Here is a 13485-nt window from a genome sequence, read left to right on the forward strand (position 1 = left end):
TTCCGCAGGTTAACGCCCGACGGAACCGATTGTTCCACCACTCGTTCCCTACCCAGACAGGCGCGGCCGGTAACAGCTGGGTCTGAAGCCCTGGGGACAATGTAACCGCCGATTTTCGGTAGGTCGAACCGTGAGGCCAGACTGAATCTGCCAGCATCAAGGCGGAGAGGTGCTAGGGATGAACGGGTACGGCTAACACACGTGAACCTCATATAAACGTCGTCAAAATAGCCAAGCCAAAGATGCTGACAGGCTTGAACCAAAAGGTAAGCGGACAGGCAGGGGGTCTTACCGATACCCCCTCGTGGATGTGGTGCCGCCGGCGAAATCGAGGAGCCCGACCCGTTCGGAAATCCATGTGGAACAGGGTAAGCCCGTAGCGCTGCCGGTTTCGGCAGGTGAGCTGTAAAGCAAGCTGTTGGTGCTGCGGGTAAAGGAATGTGGAAAAAGCGAAGGTCGCCCCTGTAATGGGGCGAATACAGGTTGAAAGATCATCTGGCGCGAAAGCGAGCAGACTTCCACAAGGTCTTCCATGGCGAAACAACCTGATCAATCGTTGTACGGAGGAAAGCAGATGGTAGTGCTCACATCCCATGCACAAGCACCGGCGGGCACTGGTGCATCTTCGAACTTCGAGTCGGTCTGGCCCCTATCCTGGTGCCAAATCGAATCGCAAGTGAAACGACTCCAGGTACGTATCGCCAAGGCAACACGAGAAGGCAGATGGGGCAAGGTGCAAGCCTTGCAGCGGCTGCTGACTCGCTCGTACCGCGGCAAGATGTTGGCCGTTAAGCGAGTGACGGAGAATAGAGGCAAGAGAACACCGGGAGTTGATGGCAAGATCTGGTCAACCCCTGTGGCCAAATCGAAGGGAGTGAAAGCGTTACAGCATCGGGGCTATTGCCCTCAACCGCTGAGACGTATCTACATACCCAAAAGCAATGGCAAGAAGCGCCCGCTGGGAATTCCAACGATGCGGGATCGCGCAATGCAGGCACTGTGGAAACTGGCACTTGAGCCGGTTGCAGAAACGCGTGCGGATCCAAATTCGTATGGATTTCGGCCGCAGCGATCCACGGCCGATGCAATCGCACATTGCTTCAATGCACTGGCGAAACGCAGTTCGGCGCAATGGGTACTTGAGGGCGACATTCGAGGCTGTTTTGACAATATCAGCCACGATTGGCTGCTCGCCAACGTACCCATGGATAAAGCGGTTCTGCGTAAGTGGCTTCGAGCCGGGTATGTCGATCAGGGAGCCTTGTTCGCAACGGAGGCAGGAACCCCGCAAGGGGGAATCATCTCCCCGATACTTGCGAATTGGACGTTGGATGGGCTGGAACATGTTGTCCACACAAGCGTGGCTTCGACGAACCGAAAGCGACAGCCATTCAAGATACACGTCGTAAGATATGCCGATGACTTCATCATCACGGGAACTTCGAAGGCTATCCTGCAAAGTCAGGTTCGACCTGCAATTGAGGCATTCCTGAAAGAGCGAGGCTTGGAACTCTCTGATGAAAAGACTCACATCACGCATATCTCGCAAGGCTTCGATTTTCTGGGCCAGAACGTACGTAAGTACGCTGGCAAGCTACTCATCACTCCGGCTCGCAAGAGTGTGAAAGCGCTTCTGGATAAGGTCCGGGAAATCACAAACGGAAACAAGGCGGCGATGCAAGCAAACCTGATTCAGGTCCTGAACCCGGTAATCCGGGGGTGGGCCATGTATCATCGTCATGTTGTCGCTGCCAAGCGTTTCGCGTGGATCGACCATCAGATTTGGCGAGTGTTATGGCGCTGGGCTGTCCGCCGGCATGCCATGAAAAGTGCCCATTGGGTAAAACAACGATACTTTCGTGTAGTGGGTCAACGGCACTGGATTTTCGCCAGCAAGGAAAAAGTACGTGGCATGAGTCAACCCGCTTGGCTTTTTGCCGCAGCCAGTGTTTCGATTGTTCGGCATATCAAAATATGCAGTGCAGCGAACCCGTTCGATCCGGCATGGACGTCTTACCTTGAGCGCCGAAGAGCGCATTGTCAGGTAGCCCGGTCTCACTCAGGCTGCTGGAAGGCTTGAGCCGTATGAGGGGTGACTCTCAAGTACGGTTCTTAGGGGAGGCAGGAGTGGTAACACTCCTGCTTTACCCGACTGAAGGCGCACATCGGTGCCGATGTCGAGTCCGGCCTGGTGCATCACGTCCATGGCACCGCTGCCAATGTGGCCGATGTCACGCAGGTGGCTGAACTGCTGCATGGCGAAGAAAACGCCGTGTATGCAGATGCCGGTTACACCGGTGTCGAAAGGCGCGAAGAGCATGAAAATCGGGGGGTGATCTGGCAGATTGCAGCGCGTCGCAGCACCTATTCCAAGCTGAACCAGCGCAGCGTACTGTACAAAGCCAAGCGCAAGATCGAGTTCTGCAAGGCTCAGACACGGGCCAAGGTCGAGCATCCGTTTCGCGTGATCAAGCGGCAGTTTGGTTACGTGAAAATACGTTTTCGTGGGCTGATGAAAAACACGGCTCAGTTGACCACGCTGTTCGCCCTGGCAAACCTGTGGAGGGTTCGAAAACAGCTCATGGGTATGGGTGAGGTTCGCGTTTAACACGGAGAACCGGTCGAAAAAGCTCTCCGTACATGATTTTTCGGTCACTTTTCGTCCAATGACGCTGTAGGTGCCTGGAAAATTGCAACTTGCCGCGGCTGCACGACAAGTTGATCGGAGCATCCCTAGCGAACACCTATCAGTCCCAGCCAACCGGAAGCACTTCTGTACCAAGACAGCGGTGCGTATATGCACCGTGGTCGATGATGATGGTCTGGATGACGTCAACCACTGGATCCGGACATTGAATTCCGCGATTCCTGTACGTGCTCGGTTGACCACTATCGAAATATCTTCGCCATAAATTTGATCACCGACTGGCAGTCTGAAAAAAACCTAGTTGGCGCGTGTTGGCATAAAAAAAAACATTAGCGCATTAATAGAGTTTAATATCGTTTTTATATTACGCCCTCATGAATTAAACCAGAAATATTGGCTCGCAAATATTCGGCAGCTTCTACTTCTTCGATTTAACTTTATAAATTTACGTCTAAGATATAGCTCGACCTGACCGCGACGTGAACTGCAATCGCACGCTCCTTACGCGTGCACGAACCGCGACAAACTCCATCCCACAAAATCGTATCCGCAGGTGAAAAGATATAAATGATTACCCACCCCAAAAAAAAACAAATAACAGCGTTCAATAACAAAACCGACCATTGGTTTCACGAGTCATAAATATTTTTAGAAGACCCACAATTAACATTCAGCCTGGATATTTATTGAAAACCGAATTTCTGGGAGTCTAGGTGCATTCTGAAAACCACCCCGACAAGACATTTATAGTTACAGCATCTCAACGTGCAGATATATGCCATTTGCTCGCAGCGCTCAGAATCGGGACATAAGTCTCACCAATTAACTGACAAATCTAGCATCAGGAAGAAAGGGATACTCATAAAACAAAGTCATATCAGATGGAGAATGAAGCCGAGAATCTGAAGACAGCCTGACATACACTGATATCAGGCTCCCGGACTTTCATCTTATTTCGAATTGTAAGCTCCGCAAGACAAACCGACGATAGCCACATCAAATAGTGAACATGTATTAGATGCCAGCTACAACATGCGCGCAACTTACCACACGCTAAATTATTCAATAGTTATTTTAGTTAACAGCCCATAATTGACTTGATTTCGAGATACTCTTCAAAGCCGTATTTACCCCATTCGCGGCCGTTACCTGACTTTTTATAACCACCAAACGGCGCTGAAAAATCCAGAGGTGCCCCGTTAAGATGTACACTTCCTGTACGCAGTCTATTTGCGACCTCGCGCGCACGCGCCAGACTCCCCGAACTAACATATCCGGACAGACCAAAACAACTATCATTTGCTATTGCGATCGCATTTTCAGCATCTGTATAGGGGATAATGCAAAGTACAGGGCCAAAAATTTCCTCCTGTGCAATCGCCATATCGTTCGCAACATTGCTAAAAACTGTCGGTTTAGCATAATACCCAGCTCTTACTCCGTCCGGGACGCCTAAACCTCCACAGACTAGCTTTGCACCTTCAGCTAAGCCATTTCGTATACAGACCTGAACTCTCTCATACTGTACGGCGCTCGCCAGCGGCCCGAGACTTGTGCGTTCGTCTAACGGGTTCCCGACTATTATTTCTTCACATAGCTTCTTTGCTATCCGCTCTACTTCCAACAATTTCGATGCCGGAACTAGCATGCGTGATGGAGCATTGCAACTTTGCCCGGTATTGAGCATCATAGTCATAACGCCATGCGAAACAGCAGATGCGAGATCAGCGTCGTCGAGTATAATGTTTGCCGATTTTCCACCCAACTCTAGTGCTACTCGCTTGACAGAATCTGCTGCTGCTTTCGAGACGAGCGCGCCAGCAGTAGTAGAACCAGTGAAAGAGATCAAATCCACATCCACGTGTGCAGCCAGAGGAGCGCCCACACCGGAACCATTTCCATTAATAAGATTGAAGACACCAGGCGGAAGACCCGCCTCATCCAAAATTTCCGCAAGTAAATAAGCTGAAAATGGGGCAATCTCGCTGGGTTTTAATACTACAGTACAACCAGCTGCTAATGCTGGTGCGACCTTCGCCGCCACTTGGTTCATTGGCCAGTTCCAAGGTGTTATTAACCCGCAAACTCCGACCGGCTCACGTACTACACGAGTCGTTCCCGAACATTCCTCAAATTGGTAATTACGCAATACAGAGATTGCCGTTAGGAAATGCCCCAAGCCAGATGGTGCCTGGAGAGGGCGGGCTAACTGCTTGAACGGAGCTCCCATCTCTTCGGTAATTGCGCCAGCGATATCCTCCATCCTGGCTTCAAATATCTGACATACTTTCTCAAGTAACTCAAGTCGTTGTTCTTTGCTCGTACGGGACCAGCTTTCAAATGCAAGGCGCGCTGATTTTACCGCAAGGTCAACATGATCAGCTGTTCCTAGTGTAATTACACCAGCTATACTTTCAGTGGCGGGGTTAATCACTTCGAGTTCTTCGCCCCCCACTGGCATTATCCATTCGCCGTTTATATAAAACTTCCGATAATCACGCATTGTCATTTTCTCTTTTTAGATACGTAGCGACTTGATGCCCTACCTCTCTACCGTTCTCGATTGCTCCATCAATGAATCCACGCCAACCATTGGCCATGTCCGAGCCTGCAAAAAATAGCCGTCCTTCGCGCTTCTGCAGCTCAGTCAAGTATCGAGTCGTCTGGTTAGGACGGTAAGTGCACCAAGTGCCCTTAGAAAAGGGATCGAGGTTCCAGTCGTAGCCATAACTAGCAGTTACTTCGACGCCTGGCAAAAGTGGTTGCAAAGCCTTTTCGACGGCTTTGATATCATTGATATCAATCAACTTAGGGTCGGCTGAAAATGCAATGAGTAACGTACCGCTCTCGTCCACGTGATCTGTGAATACTGAGGTAAATGGTGTGAGCTTATTCCGGGCAGGAGCATATGTCATTACATTGCCGACATTTTGTTTTACGCGAATATAGCCCTTTACACCAGCACCAGCATGCCGTTGCGATCCCATATCCACTTTAGCTGCCGACAACTTCGGCGAGTACTCAATATCATGCAAAGTGTTGATAGGGACGGCTACAATTACCGCTGATGCCGTGAAGACACCGTCTTCAGTGGTAACTGTTACTTTATCTTTATCTTGATTAACCTTAGTCACTGGCGTCGAAAGTTTAACTTCCGAGTTACCATCCGCCATTATGGCCTCTAAAAGACTATGCGTACCGGTTTTAATTTTGTACCGCGCAATGGAATCGAACATTGTGGGCATATTAAAGTTACTGAGTGCAAACCAACGCATAATCTCGCTATATGCAATAGTTTCCGGATAATTATGTCCATTTCCACTGAGCCAGGAATCCATCATATCCTTTTGCTCCCTGGTCAAAGGCAATTTTTCAAGATAATCTGCCGCGGAAAGTCCATCAACATGCTGCAGCTTCTTTCGCTCAAAAAATGGTTCAAACGGGCGCGGATAAATATTCCGTGCTTCTTTGTAGTATTCGTTACAGGCAGAGCCAAAAATTTCAAACGCCTCTGCTGCAGGTGCTCTTTTGACATTATCCTCTGTTACCCAAATGACGGTCTCTGGATTCGCAAGACCGACCGTCTCCTCCACCTCTAGGCCATAGTGCATAATCTCAGTCCAAACATTCGGCTGGGTCCAATGTACCCAGGTACCTCCCAACTCAACTTTTTGATTCTGAAGCTTAGACGTAAAAGTTCGGCCGCCCAACCGACTTCTACCTTCAAGAATTAGAGTTTTCAAGCCAGAACGGCTTGCTTCTCGCGCCGCAGTAACACCCGCGAAGCCTCCACCGATTACAATAACGTCATAACCCACGCCTGCGCGTGATGGACCAACATTGGTCTTCACCGCCGCTTCCGCGGGCGCCGACAGAGTCAGAAGCTGCGAGGCTATGCCCGCTGTTGCCACTCCGACCGCGGCGCTACCAAGGAACTTTCGGCGTGATACTCCGGGCGGCGGCAAAAACTGAGTGCAACACCTGACCTTTCCGGTACGGTGCTGCCCCTATGTCTTATACCGAACTCAGCGTTGAAGAGCGCGCCACCATTCAAATCGGTCGTACCCAAGGCTTCAGCCTGCGCAGGATTGCCTGCTTGATCAACCGATCCCCTTCGACCATCAGCCGTGAGCTGCGCCGTAACCGAGGTGCTTGCGGTGGCTACTCGGCCCGTCTGGCTCAGCAGCAAATGCAGGCCCGCCGCCAGGTTTGTCGACCGATGCGAAAACTGTTGCCGGGTAGCGAGCGCTTCGAACTGGTGACCCATATGCTGCGTGAGCGTTTGTCTCCCGAGCAGATTGCCGGCAAGCTGCGCAGCATGAACATACCCAACCTGCGAGATGCCTACGTCTGTCGCGAGACGATCTACAACGCGATCTATGCCCTGCCAGTGGGTGAGCTGCGTAAGGAGCTGATCATCTGTCTGCGCCAAGGCAAGACGACGCGCCGGCCGCGCTCTGGTGGCGTGGATCGGCGCGGCCAGATCCCCGAGATGGTCAGTATTCATGTGCGCCCGCCGGAGATTGAAGACAGGCTGATGCCGGGGCATTGGGAAGGCGACCTCATCAAGGGTAAGGCCAACGCCTCGTCCGTCGGTACGCTGGTGGAACGCACCAGTGGCTACCTGATGTTGGTGAAGATGAACGACGCAACGGCGACTTCGGCGCTGGAAGGCTTCAGCGCCGCGCTCAATAGCATGCCGCTGGAGATGCGCAAGAGCATGACTTACGACCAGGGCCGGGAGATGGCGCGACACGCCGAGATCACCCAAAGAACCGGCGTGGCGATCTACTTCTGCGACCCGCACAGCCCCTGGCAGCGCGGCAGCAACGAAAACATCAACGGCCTGATTCGCCAGTACTTGCCCAAGGGCACAGACCTGTCGGTACATAGCCAGGAGGAGCTGGACGCCATTGCGCTGCAACTGAACATGCGACCGCGCAAGCGCTTCGACTTCAAATGCCCCATCGAGGTGATGGGAGAGGTCATGCAAAATGCCATGGCAATGCGGCATGATGCTCCGGTTTCAATTCAATAACCGTGTTGCACTCAGCTCCTGCAACCGCCCCGCTTTTGCTGCCTTCATCACCATCTTTTGTCATGTTGTGGAAACCCCGATAGACTTTCAAAAGTTTCAGTTAGAGGATTTGCTCAAAAAACAAAGCACGTCGCGTCGATCTTTTTCATTTTTGAGGCCTGAGAAAGCCATACGGGTTAGGGGATATACGGCCATAGGATTCTCCAGGAACTTATCTAAATGCTGCGGGGTCCAAGTGTCCCCAGAATCACGTAGCGCTGAAGAAAATTTGAAACCCGGCACCGAGCCGACTTTCCGGCCCTCCAGACCGTGTAGATTGGGCGCCGCTGCGCCGTGAACACCAGTAGTGTCATTTGAGTGGCACACACTGCAAATTTGGTAAACCTGGCGGCGGCAAAAACTGAGTGCAACACCTGACCTTTCCGGTACGGTGCTGCCCCTATGTCTTATACCGAACTCAGCGTTGAAGAGCGCGCCACCATTCAAATCGGTCGTACCCAAGGCTTCAGCCTGCGCAGGATTGCCTGCTTGATCAACCGATCCCCTTCGACCATCAGCCGTGAGCTGCGCCGTAACCGAGGTGCTTGCGGTGGCTACTCGGCCCGTCTGGCTCAGCAGCAAATGCAGGCCCGCCGCCAGGTTTGTCGACCGATGCGAAAACTGTTGCCGGGTAGCGAGCGCTTCGAACTGGTGACCCATATGCTGCGTGAGCGTTTGTCTCCCGAGCAGATTGCCGGCAAGCTGCGCAGCATGAACATACCCAACCTGCGAGATGCCTACGTCTGTCGCGAGACGATCTACAACGCGATCTATGCCCTGCCAGTGGGTGAGCTGCGTAAGGAGCTGATCATCTGTCTGCGCCAAGGCAAGACGACGCGCCGGCCGCGCTCTGGTGGCGTGGATCGGCGCGGCCAGATCCCCGAGATGGTCAGTATTCATGTGCGCCCGCCGGAGATTGAAGACAGGCTGATGCCGGGGCATTGGGAAGGCGACCTCATCAAGGGTAAGGCCAACGCCTCGTCCGTCGGTACGCTGGTGGAACGCACCAGTGGCTACCTGATGTTGGTGAAGATGAACGACGCAACGGCGACTTCGGCGCTGGAAGGCTTCAGCGCCGCGCTCAATAGCATGCCGCTGGAGATGCGCAAGAGCATGACTTACGACCAGGGCCGGGAGATGGCGCGACACGCCGAGATCACCCAAAGAACCGGCGTGGCGATCTACTTCTGCGACCCGCACAGCCCCTGGCAGCGCGGCAGCAACGAAAACATCAACGGCCTGATTCGCCAGTACTTGCCCAAGGGCACAGACCTGTCGGTACATAGCCAGGAGGAGCTGGACGCCATTGCGCTGCAACTGAACATGCGACCGCGCAAGCGCTTCGACTTCAAATGCCCCATCGAGGTGATGGGAGAGGTCATGCAAAATGCCATGGCAATGCGGCATGATGCTCCGGTTTCAATTCAATAACCGTGTTGCACTCAGCTCCTGCAACCGCCCCTTTTTCCCATTTTCCGGATCACAGTTATCTGCACCTACAGCTACACCAGATAATGCTAGAAGAACTAACGAACCAAAATGACGAGTAACAACTTGCAACGCTTGTTTCATTTTTTATCCTCATTTATTGTAGTTTTACGTACTAGCTTAAGAGCTGCTTAACCTCCCTACCGGCACGTAGTCCACTTTCAACAGCACCATCGATATTCGCGTGCCAACCGTTACTGGTTTCAGCTCCTGCAAATAAAATACGTCCTTCAGCCGCCTGTAGATCTTTGAGACGACTTAGTTGACCTACTCCATAAGCCGCCCATGCCCCCAAGGAAAATGGATCAGCTGTCCAGTCGTAAGCCGCTGTACCAAGAACCTCAACACCCGGAAACATTTTTTGAACTTCGCGAGTTACAGCATCTCGGTCATTCACATCAATTGTTTCTTTGCGAGCGATGGTGATCGACAGTATTGTCCCCAACTCGTCGCTGTAATCGTGCGTCTGGACCCAGTTTAAAGGTTGCTGTTCATCCGCAAACGCAAAAACCCGTCCGAGATTCTGCTTAACATGAACATAAAGCTTAGCACCTTTGCTAAGCTGCCCCTCTTTGATGAATCGTTGTTTACCTTTAGAAAGGGCAGGCGTAAAACCGATATGTTTATACGTATTGAGTGGAACTGTCATTACGACTACTCCGGCGGTAATAATTTCGTCGTCGTCGGTCTTGATTTTGACGCCACCATTGACTTGCTCAACAGCAGTGACGGGCACAGACATGCGGACCTCGGCACCGCTATCGGTCAACATTGCATTAATGAGGCCTATCGTGCCCCCTTGAATTCTATAATGAGTTTCAGTGTCCATGAAGGCGTCATAGTTCCAACCGCCGCATGCAAACAACTTAAGTACACCAGGCAGGCCAAATTTGTCAGTTGTCTCACCTGCATACAAGGCCATGTAACTATTGATTTGAGCCTGTTGCAGCCGACTTAAGCCCAAAGTTTTGATGCGATCAAGAACAGAAGATTTATCCAATTCCCGAGCGCGCTCAGTAAACATCGGCTCATGCGGACGAGGAAATACTTCCCAGGCATCGTGACAAAGCTTTTCAAAAGCTATTCGAATGTTTTTGCCAAATTCATCGGGCGAAATACTTTCGACGCTTCCGTCGTTATACATGATTAAGGTTTTATCTAAATTAGTAAGTGGATCTTCCACTACACCCAGACCGTAACGCTGCATTTCTGCCCAAACATGCGGCTGCAGCCAGTGCACCCATGCCCCGCCAAATTCAATTTCTTGACCTGCAAAGCGCGAGGTAAACGTACGACCACCTAGGCGGGACCTCGCTTCCAATAAAAGCGTTCGATAACCCTGCAAACCACATTCACGGGCGGCTGTCGCGCCAGCAAACCCTCCACCAACTACTACCACATCGTAATCGAAGCCACCTTTGACGGTGCTTGCTCGGTTCGTTTTTTGCGTAGCCGAAGCCGCATCAATAGCTCCCAATCCCGCAACACCTGCTGTTACGACTGCCGCGCTTCCGATAAAAGACCTGCGGCTAAAGCCTTCATTTGTTTTTGTTTTATCACTCATGTCCCGGCGCCTTCTAGTTAGGTCGTAGTAGTTGTAAACCCAAAATCAGCTATATCTAGGCTACTCCCCCAAATATGCCACTGCCGTTATTTCAACTAGTGCGCTATCGCTAGCAAAGTCTGCTACCCTTACGCCCGACGCGCTGGGCGCTACTACTCCATTATATGCAGCGGCCCTCGCTTCGAGAGCCTTATAATAAGTATCATTATCAGTCTTATAATAAATCGTCTCGCTTACAACCTTACTGAAGTCAGCGCCATGTGCTTTTAAAATGGCTGACATTCGCTCGTAGATTAGCTGCATCTGTTTACTAGCGTCACCGGCGTACACTTCCCTCCCTTCCTTATCAACTGCGGTAACACCACCGATATATAAATAACTTCCAGCTTTAATTGCGATCGAAAAGTTGTATTTTTTTTCGAAATCAGGATTCAGATGAAATGCAGTCTTAGCATCATTGGCGAACAACTGAGGAGACAGCAAGGTCAGGAACGTCACCAACAGAAAACTGTGCCTCAAACTGCACTTATTATGCTTAGGAAAATGGCGACGGGGTTCTTGCGGGATAATCATACGGGCACTCCTTTTTTATGTTTTTTGTAAGGTACCCGATCCTTTGGACCGCACGTTTGACATGAGACGCCATTTCACATGCCTTCACGCGCCAACGCCTTAGGAAACACTGAACACGATTTGAGACTAGGCCCTGATTCTGGACGCTTTCGCAAGCCGAATTACATATTTCCGAACCGCGCTTAGTTCTATTAGATATCCTTGGAAGGCACGACGATCACCGAGTCAACCTACATGTTTAATATTTATTACCCACCAACACATTGGCCGGTTGTGAAATTTATTCCGAACGCTTTCCAAGTCACCGTATGCAGAAAAGGCGTGCTAACTATCAAGTCTATATTAAACAATTGTCCGGTAGCTCATTAGAGTCTGTGGGGAGGGATGTTCAAATCGTCGACGATTTTCGGCAAGCTGATCGGAGTTTTTCTTTTGATTTGGTGCGGTGAAAGAATGATGCGGTCTGCGGCGTCCCGACTGCTGCCGACATGAGAGGCGAATTCTGGCTGACCTCTGCCAGTCGTGCCACCGGACAGAGGCCCTAGACGGTCATCGGTTGATCGCTGGGAACGTACTACTGCACCCTGTCAGCACTAGTTGAATTCGGCAAAAGCAGAGGTTCATATTTATCTAACAGGTTAGGGGCGATTTGGACACTACCCAGCGACTTTGGAGTGCGAGCCACAGCGCTGCCACATCAGCGGTGCTGTCCATAGAGCGTCCACTGATCTCTTCGATGCGGCGAACGCGATAAACCAGAGTTTGCTTGTGCACATGTAGACGTTTCGCCGCATGCAGCCACGAGCGGTTCTCTTCGAGAAATACCTGCAACGTCTGCAACAAGGTTGTACGTTGGGCTTGGTCATAATCATGAATTGCACCCAGCACCGTGTGGAAGGCGCGCTTTGCTTCGTCCGGTGTTCTGGGCAACCAAGGCGTGTCGGTTTCCAGCTCTGCATAACGGCAGATGCGCCGTTGTGCATGGGTGTGAGCGCTGGCTAACAGTGCTTCGCGTAGCGCTTCCGCACTGCGTGTCAATGTCTGCAATGGCGCGCTTGAGCCTAGGTTGATGTCAAGTTTTTCACCGAGCAACGGCTGTAGGCCGTCGGCGTGCATTAGGATGAGTTCATCACCCTGAATGCGCGCCAGTACGCTGTTGTCCAGTATCCTGAGCAGCAGTTCCGTTTTTCTCCGTAGTCCATGTCCTCGCGCCACGGTGATGACCGCACGCTCAAGGGCTAGGCCAGACAGTTGACCGTCCAGGCGCTGGATTGCCTGATCAAGGCTCAAGCGTTGTTGCAGCAGGTCGTCCAGTAATTCCGAGCCGAGGCGCAAACGGCGTTCACGCTCGGCCTGACGTCGCTGAATTTCCAACCCAAGCACAGCGGTGAGATGGTGCAGCAGGCTATAGTCAGGCAGTCGCTCGCCGGTCACCACCAACAAGCAGTTCTGTTCGGTATGCAGTTCGATACTAAGCGCTTCGCCATCCGCCAAAGTAAGGCGGCGCAGCATGGGCTGCTGCTCTACCTGTTTGCGGCGGCTGCCTAGGAGTGCCAAACGGACTGACTCGGATAGCGGGGCAAGGTCGTCCGCCCAAGGTTCTAATGTTTCGAGCAAAAGCACATGAAGACGACAGTGGATATCAGCCTCAAGGCGTAGGACCAACCCCGCCAGGCTCAGGCCAGACATGCTCAGCCGGGCACTCTCATATACCCGCACCAGCGCATTGCGGCGTTGGTACTCTTCCTTCTGGTTCGCATCGATGATCGCCCGGGTCACCGCAGCGAAAGGCACGCCATATTCTGTGAGGATTACCGGGAAATTCATCTGCTCGGCCCGCTCGCAGAGGGCATGGAGGTTGGCCGGCGCCTGCATATGTTCACCGATCATCATCCCGGCCAAGCCCGCTTCAGCCAGGCGTTGCACGTACTCGCGTTGCTGCAGGGGGTCAGCAGGAATGCCGAGCCCCGTGGTCATCAACACATCGCCCTCTCCCAGCCATTCGGTGGGGTCGGGCAATTCGCAGACATGTGCCCAGCGCACTTCGCGGTCAAGGCCTTCAGCACCGCTCAAGAGGCGTGAGCGGAGCTCGGTGTGGGCAATCAAGTCACGGACGTGATGAGACATGTGCGGGCT

General features: G+C 52.1%; 9 protein-coding genes and 2 pseudogenes. 4 read left to right on the forward strand and 7 right to left on the reverse strand.

Going from position 1 to position 13485, the window contains the following annotated elements:
• Positions 1–574: 574 nt before the first annotated feature.
• Positions 575–2080 carry a group II intron reverse transcriptase/maturase gene (gene ltrA / locus AA098_RS21420; RefSeq protein WP_035834956.1) on the forward strand — a complete coding sequence of 502 codons (1506 nt, stop codon included), beginning with the start codon at positions 575–577 and terminating at the stop codon, positions 2078–2080.
• A gap of 72 nt (positions 2081–2152) precedes the next feature.
• A pseudogene (locus AA098_RS21425) lies at positions 2153–2608 on the forward strand (IS5-like element ISPa41 family transposase); the annotation flags it as partial.
• 1117 nt (positions 2609–3725) lie between these two features.
• Here the strand turns inward: AA098_RS21425 and AA098_RS28800 are convergent.
• The 3 genes and pseudogenes from AA098_RS28800 to AA098_RS30290 all read right to left on the reverse strand — a co-directional run.
• The gene (locus tag AA098_RS28800; RefSeq protein WP_013973878.1) at positions 3726–5150 is read right to left on the reverse strand and encodes an aldehyde dehydrogenase family protein; all 1425 of its coding nucleotides are present in this window, start codon (positions 5148–5150) and stop codon (positions 3726–3728) included.
• Positions 5143–6498, reverse strand: coding sequence for an NAD(P)/FAD-dependent oxidoreductase (locus AA098_RS21430; RefSeq protein ID WP_256544964.1), 1356 nt, complete (start codon positions 6496–6498; stop codon positions 5143–5145). The genes AA098_RS28800 and AA098_RS21430 overlap by 8 nt, the downstream gene beginning before the upstream one ends.
• Before the next feature lie 21 nt (positions 6499–6519).
• Positions 6520–6612: pseudogene (locus tag AA098_RS30290) on the reverse strand (twin-arginine translocation signal domain-containing protein); the annotation flags it as partial.
• A gap of 44 nt (positions 6613–6656) precedes the next feature.
• On the opposite strand from AA098_RS30290, the gene AA098_RS21435 reads away from it, so the two are divergent.
• Positions 6657–7685 carry an IS30-like element ISPsp7 family transposase gene (locus AA098_RS21435; RefSeq protein ID WP_011911495.1) on the forward strand — a complete coding sequence of 343 codons (1029 nt, stop codon included), beginning with the start codon at positions 6657–6659 and terminating at the stop codon, positions 7683–7685.
• A gap of 441 nt (positions 7686–8126) precedes the next feature.
• Positions 8127–9155, forward strand: a complete 1029-nt coding sequence (locus AA098_RS21440) for an IS30-like element ISPsp7 family transposase (protein ID WP_011911495.1) — start codon at positions 8127–8129, stop codon at positions 9153–9155.
• Here AA098_RS21440 and AA098_RS29335 read toward each other — a convergent pair.
• The 4 genes from AA098_RS29335 to AA098_RS21455 form a co-directional block, all read right to left on the reverse strand.
• A complete protein-coding gene (locus AA098_RS29335) occupies positions 9144–9296 on the reverse strand; it encodes a hypothetical protein (RefSeq protein WP_156747530.1) in 153 nt (50 codons plus the stop codon). The genes AA098_RS21440 and AA098_RS29335 overlap by 12 nt on opposite strands.
• A 31-nt stretch (positions 9297–9327) precedes the next feature.
• A complete protein-coding gene (locus AA098_RS28805) occupies positions 9328–10776 on the reverse strand; it encodes an NAD(P)/FAD-dependent oxidoreductase (protein WP_013973880.1) in 1449 nt (482 codons plus the stop codon).
• A gap of 60 nt (positions 10777–10836) precedes the next feature.
• The gene (locus AA098_RS21450) at positions 10837–11349 is read right to left on the reverse strand and encodes a RidA family protein (protein ID WP_024087621.1); all 513 of its coding nucleotides are present in this window, start codon (positions 11347–11349) and stop codon (positions 10837–10839) included.
• A gap of 630 nt (positions 11350–11979) precedes the next feature.
• The gene (locus tag AA098_RS21455) at positions 11980–13476 is read right to left on the reverse strand and encodes a PucR family transcriptional regulator (RefSeq protein ID WP_047934606.1); all 1497 of its coding nucleotides are present in this window, start codon (positions 13474–13476) and stop codon (positions 11980–11982) included.
• Between the last annotated feature and the right edge of the window lie 9 nt (positions 13477–13485).

The sequence above is a fragment of the Pseudomonas sp. JY-Q genome, from assembly GCF_001655295.1.
GTDB classification, from domain to species: Bacteria; Pseudomonadota; Gammaproteobacteria; order Pseudomonadales; family Pseudomonadaceae; genus Aquipseudomonas; species Aquipseudomonas alloputida.